This window comes from Acinetobacter sp. NS-4 (assembly GCF_037402435.1).
GTDB lineage: Bacteria > Pseudomonadota > Gammaproteobacteria > Pseudomonadales > Moraxellaceae > Acinetobacter.
In genome coordinates this window covers 1-22767 of sequence record NZ_JBBEUE010000001.1, presented here as the reverse complement: position 1 = coordinate 22767, position 22767 = coordinate 1, and the positions used below count along the sequence as shown (strand labels likewise).

The window sequence follows — 22767 nt, the reverse complement described above, 5'->3', positions numbered from 1 at the left end:
ACAATGACCGATCGAAGCTCCCAGAATACAACCTATCGTCTTTTGCAGTTTATTAGCCGACAACCTATTCAAATTTCTCGATTTATAGCTCGTGGTTTAGCTGGTCTGGTCAATGCTCTTAAAATTTCTAAAACCTCAGAAACCATTCGACTGAATTTAAATATTGCCTTGCCTGAACTGAGCGATACAGAACGGGAAAAAATTACTGCTCAAGCCATTCGCAATGAACTGATGTCTTATTTTGAATTCTTCAGTATCTGGGGCTCCAGCAATAAAGCCAATCTTGCACGCATTCACAACGTACATGGCAAACAGCTGTTACTGGATGCACTTGCCGAAAATAAAGGTGTGGTTTTAATTGTTCCTCATTTTGGTACTTGGGAAATCATGAATGCCTTTCTTGCCCAATTTACCAAAATGACCATCATGTACAAACCGGTGAAAAATGAAGCGGCCGATCTGTTTGTCCGTAATGCCCGTAGCCGCGAACAGGCAACTTTAGTACCTACCGATGAATCCGGCGTTCGCCAGATTTTTAAGGCCTTAAAACAAGGTGGAACGACGGTGATTTTGCCAGACCATACTCCAAACGTTGGTGGTGAAATGATTCCTTATTTTGGACTGCCTTTGGCCACCAGTAACTTAAGTGCCAAACTGATCCAAAAAACCAAAGCCAAAACGTTATTTTTATATACATTACGTAATGATGATCAAGGTTTTGATTTATATATTGAAGCAATTGATGAACGCATCTATAACGTTGATACCAATCAAGGCACAGGCATTATTTTTCAAGCCATCGAAAACCTGATCCGTCGTTATCCTGAACATTACCATTGGAGCTATAAACGCTTTAAAGCCAGTCCCGAATTGAATGCACTGTATCACCTCAATAAAACAGAGGCTTTAGCCTTGGTAGATAAAATCCGTACCGAGACTGCAGCTCAAGCTACAATTAGCTTGGAAGGATAAGTAGGCGCTAGAATTGGGCATTTTATTGAAGCCTTGGCGTTGTACGATTTAACCATTGCCTGTGTTCGCGTGCATAATGTAATTGCATTTGTCCATCGGACTGTTGAGTAAATTGAATACTGCCCTGCTGAACTGTGGTCAATAAAGGAATATCCAGCTGCCGTAAACGTTGCAATGTCATTTTACTTGGATGTCCATAACGATTATTAAATCCTGCCGATGCGATCGCAAGTTTCGGTTTTAATTGCTTTAAAAAAGCATAGGCCGAGCTATGTTGACTACCATGATGCCCCAAAATCAGTACATCCACTTTTAAATCAGGATAATCCTGTAAAATTTGATATTCGGCTTGCCAGCCGGCATCTGCCATCAGTAAAAAATTCTGATAAGGTTGGGCATTTTTCACCTGTAAATAAATCACACAGGACATTTCATTTTTCTCAGCTTTGGCATAGGCCAAATTCTCGGCTTTGGGTGACAACACGGTCATATCCACATGGTTTTTCCAATGCCATTGCAGGCCCTGCCGGCAATAATCAAACCGGCTTGAACTCGGGATTTCAATTTGTTCATTGGAATAGACCTGCTTGATCGCCAAGTCGTGTTTAATCGACTGATAAGCGCCATAATGATCCAGATCGAGATGGGTCAAAATCAGTTGATCCAATTGATCCACGCCCTTCACCGATAAAAAGGGCAAAATGATTTGCTTGCCGATACTAAATTTAGCCTCATCATAGTTGCCTCCCATGTCAATCATCAGGGTCTGATCTTGATCGCGGATAAAAATTGCTTGTCCTTGCCCTACATCCAATACATTTAATTCAAACTCATTTTTACTGGCATCCAGGGTAATCAAAGGAATAAAACACAATACCGCCCAGGCTTTAGGCAACACGGCTCGCGGTAAAAACAGAATCATTAAGCCTAAACATAGACTGAGCCACACAGCAAAATTCATGGCAATGGGCTGTAATGTCGGAGCAAACAGCCAGTCTAGAAGTTGCAATAACCACAGCAAAGCTGCAAGACCCAGGTCATTGAGTTGAAAAACCAGACTGCCCAAAGGTTCAGCAATGAAATAGCACAGCGCTGCAAGCAGATCTAAAGGCACAATCACCAGACCAATCCAGGGAATGGCAAACAGATTACTCAGTGGCGTAATCCATGCAATCTGCTTAAAAAACAGCATCATCAAGGGAAATAAAGCCAGAAATATTTTCCACTGTGATTCAATCAAAAGTTTCAGCTGCATTTTGATGCTTTGAATTCTGCTCTTTAGCTCATCCGTACCACTTTGCTGCTGAACGGTTTGATAAATGCGTAACAATACAAAGCATGCACCATAAGACAGCCAAAATGCGGCCGATAAAATACTGAAGGGATCAAAAATTAATAAAATAGATACACTGAACAGCAAAATATTAAGCGGTCGAACCTTTTGTTTGAATAAGATAAATAGACTGATCAATATACAGCTAAACAGCGTTCTTAACGCCGGAATTTCAAAACTGACAAATGCACAGTACAGTGCTACACTCGCGCAAAAAGGCCAGATCAGCAGATATTGCTTGGGCCATTTTAAATAAATCTGCGGCCGATATCGGCTGATTAACTGATGCAGGCTCCAACACAGTAGTACAGCAAAAATCAGCACATGCGGTCCAGAGATCGCCAGTAAATGACTCATGCCAAAACGCTGAAATAACTGTTCTGTTTCAGAGTCAAGTAAACTTTTATCCCCGGTCAATAAAGCCAGCATTAAACCTTTATGCTGCACCGGCTGCTGATTGATAAAATTGCGCAATGCTAAACGCTGTTGTTCGACCCAGAGTTGAATCTGATTGGAAACAGAACCTTGTTGCCTAAGATGTCTACCATAGCCCAAAGCAGCTACTTGCTGTTGTGACAGCTTTTCTATTGCAGAAACTCTAAATCCAGACATGATATTTTGCTGGATATACCATTGCTCTTGATCAAAAGCACCTTCAGTTGCATAGCTGTGCGCTGGCAGAATCTGGCCATGTAAACGATAATATTGACCTAATTCAAGTACGGTAGATGAATCTGCATCTGCCGCATTTTTTAAAAATGCCTGCCATTGCACCACTTCTGTATGCCGATTCAGTATCTGGATTTTTTGTTGTATTGAATGATCGCCTAATTCATTCAGGTTTTTAATATAGCCAATCACCTCCACCGCTTCAGTCTGTTGTTCCCGAAACTGCAAGCGCTCATTTAATTGAAGTTCAGCATAGTGATAGCCTAGTGTTATGCCCAGAGAGAAGGCGATGCAAAACTGTAAAAACTCAAAATACAAGCGCTGGACATGTTTGAGCACTGTCAGCTTTAACAGCAAAGTCAGGATAAACAGAGCAATACTGGGAACAAGCCATAACTGCAACAGTGGAAAAGTTTTCCCCCATTGTTGCAATGCCCAGCACCCAGCCGATACAGATCATTTGAATCATTGTTATTATAATTTTTTTATTTTGTGCAATATTAAAGCCCACCGAAGTGAGCTTCAATTGATTTTTTAATTTATCGATCAGCGTCTAGGGTTGGTTGACACTTCGTCTATGTTTGCGACGACGAGTATTTTTTAGATGATACAAGGCGTGGAATACGAAATTTAGTCATTCTAAATGAGTAGTTCACAACGATATAGCATCAAAAAATACTCGCGTCCCGAAGGGTTGAAAGCGAAGATTATCTTAAACCTTATCATCCAATTTAAACATACGCCCTTCTTTGCATTTCATTTTTTACGCTGTATACATCTCATTGTTTAATTGGAGCTTACAACGCAAACCATTTATGAAATATCAACAAACCCTTAATCATCAATCCAGACACCATCCTGCATATGCAAAATAGAATCGGCAGTCTGCGCCAGCTGTTCATCATGGGTCACAATCAGCATCGCCATATTGAATTCATTGCGTAATTCACTAAGCAGTTCAAAAATTTTCACTGCCGTTTTACGGTCCAAATTACCTGTCGGTTCATCGGCCAGCATCAGTTCTGGCTTTGCGACCAAAGCACGTGCCAATGCCACACGCTGGCGTTCACCACCAGACAGCTCACCGGGTTTATGGGTCATACGGTGCGACAATCCCACCCGATTGAGCAGGTATTCTGCCTGCTCCTTAGATTGCTTGTAGTTAGTGCCTGCACGAAGCATTAGCGGCATGGCCACATTTTCCAGTGCAGTAAATTCAGGCAACAAATGATGGAATTGATAGACGAAACCCAGATGCTGATTACGTAAATAACCGCGTTCAGCTTCACCCAACGTATCAAAGCGCTTGCCGTTTAAAAACACCTGTCCTTCTGTTGGACCATCCAGCCCACCCAACACATGCAGCAAGGTACTTTTACCGGAACCGCTCGAACCGACAATAGAAACAAACTCACCCGCTTTAACCTGTAAAGACAAGTTTTTAATCACCTCGACCGTGGTTTTGCCATCGGTAAAGCTTTTCGAGATATTTTTGGCTTCGAGGACAATATTACTCATAACGTAAGGCCTCTGCTGGTTGAGTTTTTGCAGCACGTAATGCCGGATAAATCGTGGCAAGGAAACTTAAAACTAAAGACAGGCTCACAATCACCAGCACATCTTGCCAACGTAAATAAGACGGCAAATAATTAATGAAATAAGCATCAAACAGGTTCCATCCAAATGCGGTATTCAACCAGCCAATTACATTGCTAATACTTGAAGCAAAAATAATCCCCAGAATGGCACCTGAAACCGTACCGATCACGCCAATGATAGTACCCTGTACCATAAAAATTCGGGTAATGGTTGCAGGTGAAGCACCCAAGGTACGCAAAATCGCGATGTCGGATTTCTTGTCGGTGACGACCATCACCAGTGACGATACAATATTAAATACAGCCACCAGTACAATCAGGAACAGTAGCAAGCTCACCATGGCTTTTTCCATCTGGATGGCGCTGAATAGATTACCGTGGGTATAGGTCCAGTTTGATGCATAGAAATTGTTTGGCAGATCCTTAACAATATCATCAGCCACTTCAGGCGCTCGGAAAATATCATCCAGTTTTAAACGTACCCCTTGGGCACCATCAGGTAAGCGCAATAAAGTTGAAGCATCATTCAGGGCGATATAGCCCATCATGGAATCCACTTCCGCTCCGATACTGAAAATACCGACAATTTTAAAGCGCTTAAAGCGTGGCACAACCCCAGCAGGAGATGGCGTTGCTTCAGGCAGCACCAAAGTAATATTGTCGTTTAATCCCAAACCCAGTGAATCGGTCATTTGTTTACCTAAAACAATGCCGAATTCACCTTTTTTCAGACTGTCAATACTGCCTGCAACCATATGATTTTGGATAATCGAAACTTTCTTTTCGTATTCGGGTTCGATCCCTGTGACCATGATTCCTGCGACTTGCCCTTGCGCAGTCAGCATTCCCTGCAGTTGGGTAAAGGGCGCTACACCCCTGACATGCTCATGCTGTTGAACTTTTTTTGCAAGTTCTGGCCAATTTGTTAATATTTGTGTTGAAGAAACAGTAGCTTGAGGTATCATTCCCAATACACGGTTTTTCAGTTCCCGGTCAAAGCCATTCATTACGGATAAGACTGTAATTAATACAGCCACACCTAAGGTGAGACCGATCATAGAAACCAGAGCAATAAAAGAAATAAAGTGGTTACTACGCCGTGCGCGAGTATATCTCAACCCTATGTACAGCGAGATTGGTTTAAACATACCATTTAGTCCGAGGAATAATTATGGAAAATTTACAGCATCAAAGCGCCAATATGGAACGCCGCGTTATGTCGCGTATAGATGCTGCCTTGCGAGTTAATTATCAGATTATTTCTGATGATGTCGCGCTTAATGACCCTTATGATCCTAACTTTGTGCTGCCCCGCTATTTTCTACTACTCGCAGAATTAGATCAATTTGATCACGCAGTAAACTACGAATTAGAACAATTAACTGAAAAAGATCAACAAATTGCTAGAATATTATCCTTATTCAATCAAAAATTAAACCTTATTACCGGCTCTTTGTACGATGCAATTGTACAATCCATGTTACCAATACCGGAACATGTTAATTTTTCCGAAACAGGTTTCAGCTTCTTTAGCGAGCGCCCTATTCAGGAAGGAACGTATATTCATGTCACGCTCAGCCACCCTGAGAATTTTTTCCATATTGCCGCGACTGCTCAGGTAGTCTATAGCCGTGCAGAAGAGAACGGTAAATTCCGTACCGGGGCTTATTTTATTACCTTACACCCACAAGACCGGGTAAAGCTTGCTGAATGTATTACGGTAAGCAAACCTAAAGATTAAAAAATTTAGGGATTAGACTTGATCTTGGTGGCGAGATTTTGGCTCGCCTTAAGATCACGGTAAAAATAAACAAACAGGCCGAACAACAAAATAAACGCGCCGACAAAAACCATCACCGATAATTTTTCATCATTCAGCAGTGCTCCAAACAGCATGGCCAACATAGGCGTCAATACAGTGGTCAACGATAAGGTGGTTGCCTTAATATTCTGTACCAGTTTGAAATAACAGAACATCGCCAATAGTGAAGCCATAATCACCGCATAAAACAAACCGATTAATGCCTTGGTATTAGGCATATGATCTGGCGCATGCTGCCAGATAAACGGCAGCATACACAGTGCGAACAAACTAGAGACCAGAATCGATCCGGTTGCCTGAGCCATGGGTTTTAGCGGTGCATTGACTTTTTTGACCCAGAAAATGGATGCGCAATAGACAAAAACACTGATCAGCATTAGCCCTATGCCCATGGGCTGGACATGATGCTCACTGCCACCCAGACAGATAATACCCAATCCGAAGACCGCAATGCACATCCCCAGCCACTGCACCCGTTGCAGATGAATGTTAAAAACAAAACGACCGATTAATCCAGTCATAATCGGTGCCAAACCGAACATCAAGGCAATAATGCCTGAGCTTAAATAGGCCGTGGCCAAATAAGTAAAGATTTGCGAACCAATAAAACTACAGGCACCAGCGACATAACTATGCAAGGAAATGGCATTGGTCGGTAACTTGATTTTCAGTACCACCAACAAGCCCAATGCTAAAGGCAAGGCAATGAAAAAGCGCAGTGCCAACGCCCACAAACTATGGATGTCCGAAACACTCCAGACAATTGCCAGTGGCGTGGTAGCCCAAATAAACACCAATAAGGCATATGTGGACATGATGTTGCTTTTTGACGGCATGACGGACTCAAATTACAGTGCAGTTTTACGTTTCTGTTTCTGGATGGTTTGATCCAGTGAACTGGAAAATTCGCGCTTGTCCCGTTCAGAAATCGGGGGTGGACCACCCGTATTGACACCTGCTCCGCGTAAAGAATCCATGAAATCACGTAAATGCAGACGTGCTTTTACATTGGCAGTGGTATAGATTTCACCACGAGGATGAATGGCAATTCCCCCTTTTTCAATCACTTGAGCAGCCAAGGGAATATCCTGGGTCATGACGATATCATGCTCTTTCATGCGCTCGATAATTTCTTTATCCGCAGCATCTGCGCCACTCATCACCTGAATGGAATTAATCCGTACTGACGGGGTAATACCCACATTTTGATTGGCGACAAAAGTGACTTCCAGCTGATAACGGTCAGAAGCGCGAATGATCACCTCACGCAGGATTTTAGGCAATGCATCGGCATCGACCCAAAGTTTAAATGGCAGCACACCACATCCATAGTCAAAAAAGAATAGCCTGTAGTTTAGCAAATTCCATACGACAGGAGGATGGCTAAATTGATTCAGCTCATTTGCTGTTTTTAGATTTAATTCACATGGTCATGCTTTCCATGACACATTTGCAGGCTTCATCGCATCCAGATACAGGATTTTGACTCTATTTTAACGACTTTAATGGTTAAATTTAGTCCCTTGACTTGAAATTTAACAATAACCCTCGATTTAATAGATAAATACAGCCCAACATCAATTGTGAATATGAAAAATCAAAATAGACCAGAACTGATCACCATTGAAGACCAGAACTTTGGCAGTCATGTCGAACATTGGAATCTGCTCACAGATCACCCATGTACCGATGTGCCCAAGTGGTTAGGCCTGGCACTTGATGCACCAGTGATGCCAATGGGTTTATGTAAAGAAGAATGCGAAATGGACGCATCCGCCTGGCTTATTCAGGGGCCTAAACAGGCAACCGTGCAAATGACCCAGGTCATTGCCGTTGAAAACAACAAACCCCAAGCGGTCAAAACAGCCTTTCCAAGTTTTGAAAGTCCCTACAAAGTAAATGCCACCATTGAACGGATTATTACGTGTAAATCCAACACCCAGGCGGTACTGCGCCTAAACTTGGGGGCCAATACCATTGTGTACGCCTTCGATACGCTGTATAGCGTCAATCATGACCATTATGAAAAAGATCAACCTTATCTTGCACAGCTCAATGCCTGGGCCTATGAACTGGAAGCTGTTTCCGACCATGAGCAACTGGTGGTGGATGATCCGGCATCCATTAAACATCACCGTGCCTTGAATGACATTCTTGCCGCCAATAACGGCGTGGCACCTGCCAATTTACAAGAACAGATTGATGCCTGGGAACCCAAATCGGAGGATGACAAAGAACCGGTCACCGTCGATTTTTCCAGAATGGTGGCCTATCTGTATGGTGAAAATATGGGGCAGGAAGATGAAGCCTGGTTCCAAGGCAATATTGTCGGTAAAACCTCCATGTCATTTATGCAGCAGGAATATACGCTTTATGACGTTGCCTTGATTCATGATGAAAATCAGGAAGCCACCTTGATTCGTATTGCAACCAAGAATGAAGCGAATAAAGACTTTCAGATTGGTCAATTTATTCGAGGCAATTTATGGATTCAAGTGAATATTTACGCTAAAAAATAAATCTTCTAACCATAGCAGCACCACAACAGGATTATCCTCTCAGGTTATGGTACTGCTTTTTTTATTTCTTTAATACTCTTCTTTCATCATTATTCATCCCCTCTTTATTTTTCTCCCTCTGGGATAAATAAAAGGAATTTATAAAAGAAGTCTAAATTTTATTATCTCTACTCACAAATTGATTAAATTTTATCCACAGATACACATTATATTTAACGATTTTAAATTCAAGTTAAAATAACTTATCCACAATTTTAAATTCAAAATTTTATTTTAACTAACTACTACAGCTATTATATTTTTATGAACACTTTTTAAGTCTTTTCTCCACAACAAGCTTGCAGTGACAACAATCTGGCAAAACCTCGGATATTCCAGCGGATAAACTCAATATTTTAATTACATATTTTTATTTAGTACTTTATTTAATCAATTTTTTATGATAAAAATAAAAACTATCCATATAAATTAACGATAAATAAATCGGAATAGAATTTCCATGAAAATCGTGCAAGAAGAAAATATACCCTCAGTTGAGCATCACCTGAGTAAAAGCTTTGAATTAGACACTGTCTCATGCCTGTTTTTTGTACTGGGCATGTTTATGTCTGCCTATATTTTGCATCACTTTATTCTTTAATCCTGTTTCAAAGCTCATCTTAATACCCGCACATTTATTCAATACATAAAAAAGCCCATCATGTGATGGGCTTTTTAGCTTTAAGGCTTTAACCGTTGCGTTTTGCAAAGTCATCCATAAAGTTCACCAATGCCTGTACACCTTCTAATGGTACAGCATTGTAAATACTTGCACGCATACCACCCACTGAACGGTGACCTGCCAAGTTAAGCAAATGGTTTTGCTCAGCTTCTTTCAGGAACAATTTATCCAAGTCAGCATTGGCCAAGGTAAATGGCACATTCATGATTGAACGGTTTTGTTCAGCAATCGGGTTAGCATAGAAATCGCTAGAGTCGATATAACCATAAAGTAATTTTGCTTTTTCAAGATTTACTTTGTGAATGGCATCCACGCCACCATTTTCAAGTAACCATTCAAATACCAGACCAGACAAGTACCAAGCATAAGTTGATGGCGTATTCACCATTGAATCATTCTTCGCTTGCGCAGAATATTTCAAAATGCTTGGAATTTCAGGTTTCGCTTGATCAAGCAAGTCTTCACGCACAATCACTAAAGTTAAGCCAGCAGGACCAATATTCTTTTGAGCGCCGGCATAAATTAAACCAAATTTAGACACATCAATTGGTGCTGAAAGAATGCTTGAAGATAAATCAGATACAAGTGGTGCGTTCACTTCAGGAATGCCTGCAAACTGAAGGCCACCGATGGTTTCGTTATCTGCATAATGTACATAAGCAGCATCGTCAGACAAGTTCCAGGTGCTTTGCTCAGTAATCGCCAATTTACCATTAATGCTTGTACCCGCTTCTACAACATTGATGTCGCCATAACGTTGTGCTTCTTTTAACGCTTTTTCAGACCAGATTCCGGTATGAATATAATCAGCCTTGTTGTTTTTACCCAACAGGTTCAAAGGAATGGCAGAGAATTGTAATGAAGCACCACCTTGCAAGAACAATACTTTGTAGTTCTCAGGGATGTTCATCAATTTGCGCAAATCTGCTTCTGCTTTTTCTGCCACAGCCACATAGTCACTGCTACGGTGACTCATTTCCATGATCGAAAGACCCTTGCCATGCCAATCGAGCAATTCAGCTTGAGCTTTTTCTAAAACGGCAGTCGGTAATGCAGCAGGGCCAGCACAGAAATTGTACGCGCGCATGATTTTTCCTTTCAGAGTGAAACACAATAAAATGATGGCATTTAACCACAGATAGCCGGTACTTGCAGTAAATTATCCTGAAAATATTTCAATGCTGTCGGACATTTAAAATCAAAATCTCAATAAAGATTGGTTTTAATAAGTCCTTTTGCATTCCCTGCCAGTAGGCTTAAAGGTGCAACTGCATCTTATTTCTAATCTTTTCAAAATTGCTCCCACAATAGGCGGTAATAAAAATCTAATCACGTGATTGATATACAAATGCATATTAAACAATACAACAACTTATTGATTAGACATACAATTCAATCTATGCAATATAATTGTTACAAAGAAATTGAGAATCTGAGCAATGTCACTGCATGTACCTGCACAAGCCAAGAAAATTGCACTCCTCATACAACATGGTTTTCGTCTTGGAGTGTGTACGGCCAGCCTGCTTGGCCCAGCGCAGGTTTTTGCTGAAAGCATCAGTTATGTGCAGGCCGAACAGAGCCTGTTGAAAGACTCTTACACCACACAGGCCAATCAGGCTTTACAACAATCCGCACAATTACAAGCTGAAGCGGTCAAGGGTTTAGGTCTACCCCGGGTCGATTTAAATATGCGTGCCTATGCCTTTCATAATGAAGTCGATATTCCTCTGGATTCTTTTAAAAACAATTTGGAACAAACGCTTTCTCAAGGCATCAACGATCGTATTAATCAAGAAAACCTTCCTTCCAATATTTCTGATCCTTTAAAACAAGGACTTAATCAAACCATTCATAGCGGTATGGGTTTATTTCCCGACTCGGCCAATGTAGTACTGGAAGATCAAGTAATCCGTCCTACCGTTTCAGTATTAATGCCTTTATATACCGGCGGCCTGACCTCAAGTGCCAAGGAAATGGCTGATATTAAGGCACAGCGCAGTCAATTGAATAGCAAGCAACAGCAAGATACACAACGCTTTGAACTGATTCAGGCTTATTTTAATGCCCAATTGCAGAAGCAACTTTTGGCCTCCAGTCAGTCCAATTTCAATGCCATGCAAACCCATTACGGTAATGCCTTAAAACTGGAACGCCAGGGATTCATCAGCAAAGGTCAGCGCATGCAGTTTGAAGTTGCAAAGAACAATGCCGAACGTAGTACGCAAAATGCAGCAGCCAATTTAAGATCAAGCCTGTTTCAGCTGAATAACCTGTTACAGCAAAGTCAGATTACCGAACTGAGCACGCCCCTATTTGTCAATTCCAGCCAAAATCAGAACCTGAATGCGCTGTTAAAAAGCTATCCGGAGCAATCTGCACTGATCCAGAAAATGCAGATGGATACCCAATTGGCCAATGCCAATGTTAAAGCTCAAAGCGCAGCGAAAAAACCCAACCTGTTTGCCTTTGGAGAATACAGCCTAGATGAAAAGCAAAACTGGATTGTCGGTGTAGTTGCACGCTATAACCTATTTTCCGGCATAGATAAAAACAAAAATGTTCAGGCTGCAGAACTGCAACGCTATGCATCGCAACTGTTAACCGAGCGCACCAAGCAGGAAGTCGAAAATATTATTTACACCTCTTACAATGAGCTTTCGGCTGCGCAGCAAAGCCACCAACTGCTGCAACAAAATGTCCAGGCTGCCCAGGAAAATTTGCGTATTCAGACTTTATCCTTTAAGGAAGATATGGGAACGGCAACCCAGGTGATTGATGCACAAAATAGCTTGAATGCTTTAAAAAGTGAGATGGCGCTAAATGCCTATAAATATGTCATGTCTCTAGCCACTTTATTACAAAGCCACGGTTCGATTGACCAATTCCAGAATTACATCAGTCAGTCTAATACCAGTTATATTCGTTAATTTTTGATGGGGAACCACATGACTCAAGATCAAAACAAAGCTGATCAAGATACAGAAAAGACCTCATCAGAAGAGGCTGCTAGCAATCCCTCAGCTCAGCAAAATGAATTGAATACTGTAGAGCAGTCTCAAGAACAGCCAAATCATACAGATTCAGCATTTTTCAGTTATTCAGAACAAGCCCCAACTCCTGAAGATACGCCCTTAAATTCAAAATGCTCAGCCTTGATTAAAGTTACAGGCTTGATCATACTGATCTTGCTTCTAGGCCTAATTGGATTTGGGTTATGGAAAAGCTATCAGCCCAAGGAAGTTGAGCTGCAAGGACGTGTTGAAGCAGAAACTATTCATATCAGTACCAAAGTACCGAGCCGCATTGAAGAAATGTATATCCATGATGGTCAGAAAGTGCTTAAAGGCCAGCAACTGGTCCGCTTGTTTAGTCCGGAAGTGGAAGCTAAAAAACAACAGGCTCTGGCCAGCCTGCAATCTGCTCAAGCGTTGCAATCTACAGCTGACCGCGGTTCACAACAGGAAAATATCGACAGTTTATATGCCAACTGGCAAAGCCTGAAAGTCCAGCAGGATTTAGCCCAAACCACCTATCAGCGTGGTGCCAACCTGTTTAAGGAAGGAGTTATTTCACGTCAACGCCGTGATGAACTGCATGCAGCCGCACAATCTGCCGCGCAAATGACCGAAGCTTCTTATCAGCAATATGCACGTGCCAAACGTGGCAGCACAGCAGAACAAAAGTCCTCCGCAAATGCACAGGTGGAAATTGCCAAAGCCGCCGTTGCAGAGGCCAATGCACTGCAAGCCGAAACCAAACTGGTTTCCCCGATCAACGGCACAGTGTCTAAAACCTATGGCAAGGTGTCCGAACTGGTGGCTATGGGCGTGCCTGTGGTCAGTATGCTTCAGGATGATGATCTTTGGGTCAGCCTAAATATTCGTGAAGATCAGTATGCACAGGTCTATCAGGCCAAATCGATTGAAGGTTTTATTCCTGCATTGAACAAAAAGGCCCTGTTCAAGATCAAAAAGATTGATGCCGAAGGTGAATTCGCCACCATTAAAACCACGCGTCAAACTGGTGGTTATGATATTCGCAGTTTCAAGATTCAGCTTACTCCAGCCCAGCCGATTGCAGATTTAAAAGTCGGCATGAGCGTGCTGTTTAAAATCAAAGAGTCTTGATCATGCTGCATGGCATACTGCGTGAACTTGGCTATTTGCTCAAGCATAAGTGGGACTTGTGTATGGTCACACTTGCCCCGGCATTGATGATTGTGCTGTTCGCCAGTATGTTTGCCCAAGGCAAACCCAGCCATCTGCCAATTGCTATTATTGACCAGGACCACAGTGAACTGAGCCGGACGATTGTCCATCATGCCGACCTGAATCACAGCCTGAGTATCAACAGCATTTCCAGCAGTCAGGATGAGGTTGAACAGTTACTGAATCAAAATAAAATTTGGGGTTATATCAGTATTCCCGAAGGTGCAGAACAACGGCTGGTACAAACCAACGATGCCCAGATCAGTATTGCCTATAACCAAAGTTATTTTAGTGTCGGCAATAGCATTTCTTCAGCCATGCTGTTCAGCACCTTGCAGGCACTGGCCGACTTTACTGGACACAGTTATTTGCAAAACCAGATCCCTTATCTGAATGCACCTACGCCGAATGTCAAAATTTCGCCACTGTTCAATCCGGGCTTAAGTTATGAATTTTATTTAGAACCGTACATGATTCCAGCGATTTTGCATCTATTACTGTGTTGCTGCGTGGCCTTTGCCGTGGGACAGGAATTGAAATTTGGTACGACAAAAACATGGCTCGATGGTCAAAATTTATGGCTTGCCCTACTTTCCAAGAATATGACCTATGTGCTGATTTTCAGTTTCTGGACCTGGTTATGGATGTTCTGGCTCATTGAATTTCGTGGCTGGTTTGTAGAGGGACAACTCTGGCCTATTTTATTAGGACAATTTCTTCTCTATAGCGCATATGCCTTTATCAGCAGTACCGTGGTTTTGGCCACACATAATCTGGCTAAAAGTTTTGGTTTTATTGCCGTCTATGGCGGATCTTCTTTAAGTTTTGCCGGCGTGACTTTACCGCTGAACAATGCACCCTTATTCACCCAATTTTGGTCCAATATTATTCCCTATACCCCTTATGCCAAGTTACAAACGGAGCAATGGGTGGTAGGTAGCCCCGTATCCATTTCAATGCTACCGCTTGCAGTTTTAGCCGTTTATTGCCTGTTTTATCTGGGTACAGCCTATCTCTTTCTTAAAAAGTATGTAAAAGGAGTACAGGCATGAAAACTCTCAAAAACTTTCTACACTTTTATTTTAAAACCTTTAAAGATATTGCCGCCAATAGCTCGATCTTGACTACTTTGGTGCTCTCGGTATTTGTATATAGTTTCTTCTATCCAACAGCTTACAAGGCAGAACATGCCGAATCCTTGCCGATTATCATTGTGGATGAAGAACAAAGCCTGATGACATCCAGCATTATTGGCGAAGTGGCTAAAAGCCCGAATGTACAAATTAAGGCAGTCACAGGTAATTTTGCCGAAGCGGAACAGATGATCAAGCTGCAACAGGCCGATGCTATTTTATTGTTGCCGAACAATTTATCCGGCAGTATCCGTCGTGGTGAAGTGGGCGGCATCGGTTTATATTTAAGTGCGGCCAATTTTTTAAAAACCCAAAAGATCGGTTTGGGTCTAGCGACCTCTATTGAGCATGCGCTTGCCGAACAGGCGCAGAAATTTGGCAATATTTCGCATTTCTCCCCTGCGCTTTCCGTTCATCAAATTCCTTTATTCAACACTCTGTCTGGTTATGGCAGTTATATTTTCCCTGCCGTTGCACCGCTGATTATCCATCAGACCATCTTATTGGGCCTGTGCATGTTGATTGCAGGCTATCGTGAAAAGAACTGGACACCGAGTCAAACCGAATTCTGGGCATTATTCAGTGCCATTTTGACTATCGGCTTCCTGGGCTGTTTATACCTGTTTGGATTTACCTTTTGGCTGAATGATTATCCGCGTGGTGGCAACTTCATCGGTATGTTGATTGCTGTGCCTATATTTGTAAGTTGCGTGATTGGCTTGAGCTTGATGATTGCATCTTTTCTGGATATGCCGGAACGCGCAGGACATGTGATTGTTTTTACTTCCATTCCGCTATTTTTACTATCAGGGACAGCATGGCCACACGCAGCCATGCCTGAGTGGATGCAATGGTTGGGAAATATTTTGCCTTCCACCCAAGGCATACAGATGTTTATTCAATTGAACCAAATGGGCGTGCCTACCCAGCTGGTCATTCCGAAAATGATTTATCTGGTGACTTTTGCCGGAATCTGTCTGGTATGGGGATATTTCCGTCTGACCAGAGCTGCTCAAAAATAATCTTTTAAGTATGACATTATAAGATTATTAAATAAAACTTTACAATTTGATTATTATTTAAACTAAAACTGGTTTTTTTTTAACCATTCAAATCAATTATGAAGAAAAAAGTTAGATTGAATATACTAATCGATGCAAAATAGCCCCCAGTTCATATTTCATGAATATTTTTTATATGATTCATTCCCACGCTCCCCGTAACATGCCGATGTGATATCGACAGTGTTATAGCAGCTTTTTTTATTAAAAATTTGATTTTAAGGGCTTAGCATGAAAAAGATTAAGATTAGTCTTGCTTGGCAAATCGTCATTGCGCTCATTTTAGGTGTGCTTGTAGGCTCTTTTCTACATTATTCTCCCGAATATCGTGAAACTCTGATTAATAATCTGCTGAGTCCTTTGGGTTCAATCTTTATTAATTTGATTAAGATGATCGTTATTCCGCTTGTCGTTTCAATGCTTATTTTGGGTATTGCCAATGCAAGTCATGGTCAAAATGTGGGTAAACTCGGTTTCAAAACCATTGTTTATTTTGAAGTCATCACCACCGTTGCCATTCTGGTCGGTCTGGTTGCAGCCAATGTGTTCCAGCCGGGCGCCGGTATTGATATGTCGAGTTTGACGCAAACTGACATTTCTCAATATCAGCAAACCACACAGGAAGTGAGTAGCCATTCTCATGGTCTGGTGAATACCATTTTATCTTTGATCCCTTCCAATATTTTTGGATCACTGACTGATGGGCATATGTTGCCAATCATCTTCTTCTCGGTGATTTTTGGTGTAGGTTTAGGCTCTTTAGCTAAAGAAACCCGAAAACCGCTCATTGATGTATTGCATGCTGTTTCTGAAACCATGTTCAAAGTAACGCACATGATTATGCTTTTTGCACCTTTTGGTGTATTTGGCCTGATTGCGGTAACCGTTGCGAACTTTGGTTTTAGCTCGCTTCTTCCATTAGTGAAGTTGGCCGTTTTGGTTTATGGTGCTATTTTCTTCTTCATCTTTGTCATTTTAGGACTGGTTGCTAAATTCTGTGGTTTCAGTATTTGGGAAATTATTAAAATTCTAAAAGATGAACTGATTCTGTCATATTCAACCGCCAGCTCTGAAACCGTATTACCGCGTATTATGGAAAAAATGGAAGCTTATGGTGCACCTAAATCCATTACCAGTTTTGTGATTCCAATCGGTTATTCGTTTAACCTGGATGGTTCGACTTTATATCAAAGTATTGCAGCCATCTTTATTGCACAGCTTTACGGTATTGATTTGAGCATCACCCAGCAAGTCATTCTGGTGTTAACCCTAATGATTACTTCTAAAGGTATTGCCGGCGTTCCTGGCGTGTCTTTTGTTGTGCTGTTGGCAACTTTGGGTAGTGTGGGTATTCCGCTTGAAGGTTTAGCATTTATTGCCGGTATTGACCGTATTTTAGATATGGCACGTACTGTATTGAATGTGATTGGTAACTCGTTGGCTGTGCTTGTGATCAGTAAATGGGAAGGCCAGTTCGATGCTGAAAAGCAAAAAGATTATCAAATTGAAATGAAAGAAGCTGCATAATCTATAAAATCAAAAAAGGAAGCTTCGGCTTCCTTTTTTGATTTATAAATTCAATTCACTAAAATTTATTAGCCCATTTTTGCAATTGAGCTTTATGATCAGGATCATTAAAGATTCGAAGTAATTTTAGTAAATTATCTTTCTTTAATAAGATATCAGCACGCTTACAAAAGTCATTGAACTCTATTATATTCTGATCATATCCACGCAACTCACGAATAATTTTTTTGACTTCTTTTGCATTTGCTATTTCGTTTGGATGTTTGATTAACTTAAGAATTTGATCAAAATACTGATAAAGCTCTCTAGACTTGTACCAATTAGCTACTACATCATAACCATCAAGCGTATCAACAATAATTTGTTTTGTGGGGCTTATATAATGATGTCCATTATAATTATTAGCTCCATTTGCCTTGATCTCTTTTTCTAGATCTATTTCATTTTGGGTTTTATATATAGTTTCATAAATCTCTCCATTTGTACCTAATTCATTTTTTAACAACTTCATCATCCAATAACTAATATCTTCGTTATGCTCTAGTAGTTTTGGAATCTCTCTATTTAATACATGAAATGATTTTCTGTTGTAACCGAATACTACAGATTCATACTTCTGTTTCATTTCTGCCAAATTCTTATAGGTTTCTTCTAGTCTTTGAAAATTCTCAAACTCAACTCTTTTTACATCAATTATTTTTTTCTGATTTGTGAATTCAACACCAAAGTATTTTTTCCCACATACATTTCCAATAATAATTTCATTTCCATCCTCTAACCTTACTAAATAGCCATAATTATGAGGTGTACAACAACTACTAATTCCACATATTACTTTTTCTTTCAATTGATATTGAGCAATTATGAGCTGCATTTTTCCTTTTGCATCTTCACTTTTTTTATATCAAGCTTTTCTTGAAATGCTTCTCTATTACTAATTTCCTCCCAAGTTTGAATTAATTTGTACTCTAAATTTTCGTTCATATAAACTCTTTAATAAGAAACAATAAGTGATTATTTTTATTAAATTTATAGAGAAGCACAATAGGTTAGCGACACTACATGTCGCTTACTAATTAATCAATTATTTCAATATATTACAAACAAAAAAAGAGCGCCTAAGCGCCCTTCTTTTTAATATCAAAACTTAGTCATCAGAATCTCTTAAATCTGATTCAGTGTCAGCTTCATCAGCAATAGTTTCATCATCCACCAAAGTTTCAGAATCAATTAAAGTTTCAGAATCAATTAAAGTTTCAGAGGCAACTACTTCTTCGCCTTCCACTGCTTCAATAAACTCATCTTCTTCTACAGCTTCAACAGAAACAACACCTACGAGCAGCTCTTCGTTACCTAGACGGATTAAGCGAACACCTTGTGCATTACGACCTGTGGTAGCAACTTCTGAAGCACGGGTACGAACCATCGTACCACCATCAGAAATCAACATCAGCTCTTTGCTTTCATCAATGGAGACTGCACCGACCAATTCACCGTTACGTTCAGATGTTTTAATTGCAATCACACCTTTACCACCACGTTTTTTGGTCGGGAATTCGCCCACCGGGGTACGTTTACCGTAACCGTTGGCACATGCACATAACACTTCGCCAGTTTCCGGTACAACCACCAACGAAACGATACGGCTGATCAATGCTGAATCTGAAGCATCTTCATCATCAGTCTCTACATCAGCTTCGTCGTTTTCTTCCAGTTGTGCGGCTGCACCAATGGTCACGCGCATACCGCGTACACCCTTCGCTGAACGGCCCATTGAACGGACATCAGTTTCTGCGAAACGAATTGCTTTACCTTCGTTCGAGAACAACATGATTTGCTGTTCGCCATCGGTAATGGCCACACCAATCAAGGTATCGTCGCCATTCAATTCAATCGCACGTAAACCGTTTGAACGCACATTCGAGAACTGTTCAAGCTCTACACGTTTAATCGTACCGTATTCAGTCGCCATAAACACATAGAAGTTTTTACGCACTGCTTCAGCTTGCTGTGCAAAGTCATTGATGATGTCATCATCCAGATCAGTGCTCGACAACTCTAAACCAAGCTGTTTCAACTGAATACGTAATGCGTCCGACAGGTCATCTGCACCATCTTCCAGTTCAGCAAGCGCTGCTTCCAGTTCAACATAATGAGAATTGATGATTTCATTTTCTTGCAGTTTCGCAGCATTGGCTTTCACAAATGCCTTGAAATCCACCAGACGATCTTTAAATTTCTTCGGTGCATCAATGACCGGAAGAATCGCTGTAATAGTTTCGTTTGCGTCAAGCGGCAACAGGTTCACCATTGGGCGACCTTTTGCACCACGTGATGCTTGCGGTACTTCAAATACTTTCAGACGATATACTTTACCGACATCGGTGAAGCATAGAACCGTTGCGTGGTTCGATGTCACGATCAGATGCTGGATATAATCATCTTCTTTCATTGAAGTTGCAGACTTACCACGACCACCGCGACGCTGTGCAGCGTAGTCAGAAAGTGGCTGGGTTTTCGCATAACCTGTTTTAGAAACCGTCAATACGACTTGTTCTTCTGGAATCAGATCTTCACGCGAGAAGTCAATGCGTGATTCAACAATTGCGGTACGACGTGCATCGCCATACTGTTGCAGAATCAAGGCTAGCTCTTCACGAATAACATTCATCAACAAATTGAAGTCATTTAAAATTGCAGTAAGTTCAGCAATTTGACCCAAGATTTCAGAATATTCAGCATGTAACTTGTCTTGTTCAAGACCGGTTAAACGGTGTAAACGCAATTCAAGAATTGCACCAACCTGTGCTGGAGATAAACGGTAAACATTGCCATCTAAACCAAACGGACGGCTTGGATCTTCACCTTCAATCTCGTCTGGACGTACAGAAACCGAACCTGCTTTTTCCAACAACGCAACAACGCCACCCGCAGCCCACTCACCCGCCTGTAAACGCTCACGCGCTTCACCCGGGTTGGCAGAAGTCTTGATGGTTTCAATGATGGCATCAATGTTGGCAAGTGCGACAGTCAAACCTTCCAAGATATGACCACGTTCACGCGCTTTGCGCAGTTCGAACATGGTACGACGGGTTACCACTTCTTGACGGTGACGAATAAACGCAGCAATGATGTCTTTCAGGTTCATCAACTTCGGCTGGCCGTTGTCCAGACAGACCATGTTGATGCTGAATGAATTCTCTAACTGGGTATTCAAGAACAGGTTGTTGACAATCACTTCAGCGTTTTCACCACGCTTCAGGTCAATTGCAATACGCATGCCGTCTTTGTCAGACTCATCACGAAGTTCAGAAATACCTTCCAGTTTTTTCTCTTTTACCAACTCGGCAATACGCTCAATGGTTTTTGCTTTATTGACCTGATAAGGAATTTCTGTGAATACGATGGTATTACGGCCGTTTTTCGGGTCTTCTTCAATATGGTATTTACCACGGATATGCAGACGGCCTTTACCGGTACGGTAAGCATCTACAATTCCTGATTTACCATAAATAATACCGCCGGTAGGGAAATCTGGACCAGAGATGTGCTCCATCAACCCTTCAATGCTGATATTGGGATTATTTGCATAAGCCAGACATGCATTCACAACTTCAGTCATGTTATGCGGTGCCATATTGGTTGCCATACCGACTGCAATACCGGTTACACCGTTAATCAGCAAGTTAGGGACACGTGTAGGCATGACTTGTGGAATGCGTTCAGAACCGTCGTAGTTGTCTTCCCACTCGACTGTGTCTTTTTCCAGATCAGCCAAAAGTTCATGGGTGAGCTTACGCATACGGACTTCGGTATAACGCATTGCTGCTGCGCTATCACCATCGACAGAACCGAAGTTACCTTGACCATCCACCAATTGATAACGCAAGCTAAAATCTTGAGCCATACGAACAATGGTTTCATACACAGCAGAGTCACCATGCGGGTGATATTTACCGATCACGTCACCGACTACACGGGCTGACTTTTTGTATGCTTTATTGTAGTCGTTGCCCAATTCGTGCATAGCGAAAAGCACACGACGATGAACAGGCTTTAAGCCATCTCTCACGTCAGGTAATGCACGAGAAACAATAACGCTCATGGCATAGTCGAGATATGAGCTTTTGAGTTCATCCTCAATGGCAATCGGTCGGATTTCCGATACGCTCATGCATACTCCTTATTACAAACAGCTATTGCTAAAACTGTTCGTTTTATATAATCAATCTAGCAAAAAATTAACTCAAAATAAGCTGAGTTAAAGTCTAAATACAGCCGTAAATTATAGCATAAATTCTGTGGTTTTTGTGCCATATCACGTATGTTAATCCTGTTAATTTTCTATAATTTATCGTTTATTTTTTCAGCACTTTCATTTGTCGGAATTTTATGTGATTTAGTTCATTTTATTTAGAGTTCAACGGCCAATTTTAACCCTAAATTCTCAAGCTATTTATTCAGTTAAAATTGGGTTTTCGACTTTAAAAAAATATAAATCGATTAAATCTGTCCCACCATAGCTGTCCAAATGCATTAAACCTGAATCACCTTGTACAACCATAAAAGATGTACATTTGTTTGCTGCCCCTGAAATGCTATCTCTTGAGTCAGAATGGCCACATTCACCCCCTAAAAATAAATGAGCTACAAACATCCAGGCATAAAAAAACGCTCCTGAGCAAAGCAGTAAAGCGTTGCTTTAACTGCTTGCGCAAGAGCGTTTTTTTTTTCGAACAGGGTTCAGAAATTAGATTTTAGAAACCAATTCCGGAACTACAGTGTTCAAGTCACCAACTAACCAGTAGTCAGCTACTGCATTGATTGGCGCTTCTTCATCTTTGTTGATCGCAACGATCACTTTAGATTCTTTCATACCAGCCAAGTGCTGGATCGCACCAGAAATACCTACAGCGATGTACAGGTCAGGCGCAACGATTTTACCCGTTTGACCCACTTGCATGTCGTTAGGAACGAAGCCAGCATCCACTGCAGCACGTGAAGCACCTTGCGCAGCACCAAGTTTATCAGCCAATGGATCAAGCACAGTGTGATAGTTTTCACCTGAACCCACACCACGACCACCAGAAACAACGATGCGTGCAGCGGTTAATTCCGGACGTTCAGATTTAACGATTTCTTCTGAAACGAATTTAGAGATGCCAGCATCGCCTTGTGACGCAGCTGCTTCAACAGCAGCC

18 protein-coding genes are annotated in these 22767 nt (G+C 41.4%); 8 read left to right on the top strand and 10 right to left on the bottom strand.

Annotated elements, in window-relative coordinates; genetic code table 11:
- Nucleotides 1-3: 3 nt before the first annotated feature.
- Nucleotides 4-972, top strand: coding sequence for a lysophospholipid acyltransferase family protein (locus tag WAE57_RS00090; protein ID WP_337707519.1), 969 nt, complete (start codon nucleotides 4-6; stop codon nucleotides 970-972).
- A gap of 22 nt (nucleotides 973-994) precedes the next feature.
- On the opposite strand, the gene WAE57_RS00085 is transcribed toward WAE57_RS00090, so the two are convergent.
- From WAE57_RS00085 to WAE57_RS00075, 3 genes are all read right to left on the bottom strand, one after another.
- Nucleotides 995-3406, bottom strand: coding sequence for a DNA internalization-related competence protein ComEC/Rec2 (locus tag WAE57_RS00085; RefSeq protein ID WP_337707518.1), 2412 nt, complete (start codon nucleotides 3404-3406; stop codon nucleotides 995-997).
- 402 nt (nucleotides 3407-3808) lie between these two features.
- Complete coding sequence (lolD, locus tag WAE57_RS00080) at nucleotides 3809-4492, bottom strand: lipoprotein-releasing ABC transporter ATP-binding protein LolD (protein ID WP_337707517.1); 684 nt, start codon at nucleotides 4490-4492, stop codon at nucleotides 3809-3811.
- The gene (locus WAE57_RS00075; protein ID WP_301433725.1) at nucleotides 4485-5720 is read right to left on the bottom strand and encodes a lipoprotein-releasing ABC transporter permease subunit; all 1236 of its coding nucleotides are present in this window, start codon (nucleotides 5718-5720) and stop codon (nucleotides 4485-4487) included. Before WAE57_RS00075 ends, lolD begins: the two co-directional genes overlap by 8 nt.
- Nucleotides 5721-5743: 23 nt before the next feature.
- Between WAE57_RS00075 and WAE57_RS00070 the strand changes: the two genes are divergently transcribed.
- Nucleotides 5744-6313, top strand: a complete 570-nt coding sequence (locus WAE57_RS00070; protein ID WP_086175625.1) for a PilZ domain-containing protein — start codon at nucleotides 5744-5746, stop codon at nucleotides 6311-6313.
- Between the two features lie 5 nt (nucleotides 6314-6318).
- On the opposite strand, the gene WAE57_RS00065 is transcribed toward WAE57_RS00070, so the two are convergent.
- Together WAE57_RS00065 and WAE57_RS00060 are read right to left on the bottom strand one after the other, a co-directional pair.
- On the bottom strand, nucleotides 6319-7230 hold the full coding sequence (locus WAE57_RS00065) for an EamA family transporter (RefSeq protein ID WP_337707516.1): 912 nt from the start codon (nucleotides 7228-7230) through the stop codon (nucleotides 6319-6321).
- A gap of 12 nt (nucleotides 7231-7242) precedes the next feature.
- Nucleotides 7243-7713 (bottom strand): YaiI/YqxD family protein, encoded by a 471-nt coding sequence (locus WAE57_RS00060; protein WP_337707515.1) that lies wholly within the window; start codon nucleotides 7711-7713, stop codon nucleotides 7243-7245.
- Nucleotides 7714-7983: 270 nt separating this feature from the next.
- On the opposite strand from WAE57_RS00060, the gene WAE57_RS00055 reads away from it, so the two are divergent.
- On the top strand, nucleotides 7984-8913 hold the full coding sequence (locus tag WAE57_RS00055; RefSeq protein WP_337707514.1) for a hypothetical protein: 930 nt from the start codon (nucleotides 7984-7986) through the stop codon (nucleotides 8911-8913).
- A gap of 574 nt (nucleotides 8914-9487) precedes the next feature.
- Here the strand turns inward: WAE57_RS00055 and WAE57_RS00050 are convergent.
- Together WAE57_RS00050 and serC are read right to left on the bottom strand one after the other, a co-directional pair.
- Nucleotides 9488-9667, bottom strand: coding sequence for a hypothetical protein (locus tag WAE57_RS00050; protein WP_337707695.1), 180 nt, complete (start codon nucleotides 9665-9667; stop codon nucleotides 9488-9490).
- Nucleotides 9642-10721: a 3-phosphoserine/phosphohydroxythreonine transaminase gene (gene serC / locus WAE57_RS00045; RefSeq protein ID WP_337707513.1), complete on the bottom strand. Its 1080-nt coding sequence runs from the start codon at nucleotides 10719-10721 to the stop codon at nucleotides 9642-9644. Before serC ends, WAE57_RS00050 begins: the two co-directional genes overlap by 26 nt.
- 352 nt (nucleotides 10722-11073) lie before the next feature.
- On the opposite strand from serC, the gene WAE57_RS00040 reads away from it, so the two are divergent.
- The 5 genes from WAE57_RS00040 (at nucleotide 11074) to gltP (ending at nucleotide 17566) form a co-directional block, all read left to right on the top strand.
- Nucleotides 11074-12564, top strand: coding sequence for a TolC family protein (locus tag WAE57_RS00040; protein ID WP_337707512.1), 1491 nt, complete (start codon nucleotides 11074-11076; stop codon nucleotides 12562-12564).
- Nucleotides 12565-12582: 18 nt separating this feature from the next.
- Entirely contained in the window at nucleotides 12583-13764 is a 1182-nt protein-coding gene (locus tag WAE57_RS00035; protein ID WP_337707511.1) for an efflux RND transporter periplasmic adaptor subunit, read from the top strand.
- A gap of 2 nt (nucleotides 13765-13766) precedes the next feature.
- Nucleotides 13767-14897: an ABC transporter permease gene (locus WAE57_RS00030; RefSeq protein WP_337707510.1), complete on the top strand. Its 1131-nt coding sequence runs from the start codon at nucleotides 13767-13769 to the stop codon at nucleotides 14895-14897.
- Nucleotides 14894-16000, top strand: a complete 1107-nt coding sequence (locus WAE57_RS00025; protein ID WP_337707509.1) for an ABC transporter permease — start codon at nucleotides 14894-14896, stop codon at nucleotides 15998-16000. Before WAE57_RS00030 ends, WAE57_RS00025 begins: the two co-directional genes overlap by 4 nt.
- Nucleotides 16001-16270: 270 nt before the next feature.
- The gene (gltP, locus tag WAE57_RS00020; RefSeq protein ID WP_337707508.1) at nucleotides 16271-17566 is read left to right on the top strand and encodes a glutamate/aspartate:proton symporter GltP; all 1296 of its coding nucleotides are present in this window, start codon (nucleotides 16271-16273) and stop codon (nucleotides 17564-17566) included.
- A gap of 58 nt (nucleotides 17567-17624) precedes the next feature.
- Here the strand turns inward: gltP and WAE57_RS00015 are convergent, their stop codons facing one another.
- The 3 genes from WAE57_RS00015 to WAE57_RS00005 all read right to left on the bottom strand — a co-directional run.
- Complete coding sequence (locus tag WAE57_RS00015; RefSeq protein WP_337707507.1) at nucleotides 17625-18440, bottom strand: hypothetical protein; 816 nt, start codon at nucleotides 18438-18440, stop codon at nucleotides 17625-17627.
- 273 nt (nucleotides 18441-18713) lie between these two features.
- Nucleotides 18714-21740, bottom strand: coding sequence for a DNA gyrase subunit A (gene gyrA / locus WAE57_RS00010; RefSeq protein WP_337707506.1), 3027 nt, complete (start codon nucleotides 21738-21740; stop codon nucleotides 18714-18716).
- A gap of 576 nt (nucleotides 21741-22316) precedes the next feature.
- A partial coding sequence (locus tag WAE57_RS00005; RefSeq protein WP_337707505.1) for an FAD-binding protein occupies nucleotides 22317-22767 on the bottom strand: 451 nt, incomplete at its 5' end.

Bases quoted from the DNA above. Each gene is read 5' to 3' on its own strand.
- WAE57_RS00055 (WP_337707514.1), top strand. From the start codon at position 7,984: ATGAAAAATCAAAATAGACCAGAACTGATCACCATTGAAGACCAGAAC.
- WAE57_RS00035 (WP_337707511.1), top strand. From the start codon at position 12,583: ATGACTCAAGATCAAAACAAAGCTGATCAAGATACAGAAAAGACCTCA.
- lolD (WP_337707517.1), bottom strand. From the start codon at position 4,492: ATGAGTAATATTGTCCTCGAAGCCAAAAATATCTCGAAAAGCTTTACC.
- WAE57_RS00075 (WP_301433725.1), bottom strand. From the start codon at position 5,720: ATGTTTAAACCAATCTCGCTGTACATAGGGTTGAGATATACTCGCGCA.
- WAE57_RS00025 (WP_337707509.1), top strand. From the start codon at position 14,894: ATGAAAACTCTCAAAAACTTTCTACACTTTTATTTTAAAACCTTTAAA.
- WAE57_RS00070 (WP_086175625.1), top strand. From the start codon at position 5,744: ATGGAAAATTTACAGCATCAAAGCGCCAATATGGAACGCCGCGTTATG.
- WAE57_RS00015 (WP_337707507.1), bottom strand. From the start codon at position 18,440: ATGCAGCTCATAATTGCTCAATATCAATTGAAAGAAAAAGTAATATGT.
- WAE57_RS00040 (WP_337707512.1), top strand. From the start codon at position 11,074: ATGTCACTGCATGTACCTGCACAAGCCAAGAAAATTGCACTCCTCATA.
- WAE57_RS00030 (WP_337707510.1), top strand. From the start codon at position 13,767: ATGCTGCATGGCATACTGCGTGAACTTGGCTATTTGCTCAAGCATAAG.
- gyrA (WP_337707506.1), bottom strand. From the start codon at position 21,740: ATGAGCGTATCGGAAATCCGACCGATTGCCATTGAGGATGAACTCAAA.
- WAE57_RS00050 (WP_337707695.1), bottom strand. From the start codon at position 9,667: ATGACTTTGCAAAACGCAACGGTTAAAGCCTTAAAGCTAAAAAGCCCA.
- serC (WP_337707513.1), bottom strand. From the start codon at position 10,721: ATGCGCGCGTACAATTTCTGTGCTGGCCCTGCTGCATTACCGACTGCC.
- WAE57_RS00065 (WP_337707516.1), bottom strand. From the start codon at position 7,230: ATGCCGTCAAAAAGCAACATCATGTCCACATATGCCTTATTGGTGTTT.
- gltP (WP_337707508.1), top strand. From the start codon at position 16,271: ATGAAAAAGATTAAGATTAGTCTTGCTTGGCAAATCGTCATTGCGCTC.
- WAE57_RS00090 (WP_337707519.1), top strand. From the start codon at position 4: ATGACCGATCGAAGCTCCCAGAATACAACCTATCGTCTTTTGCAGTTT.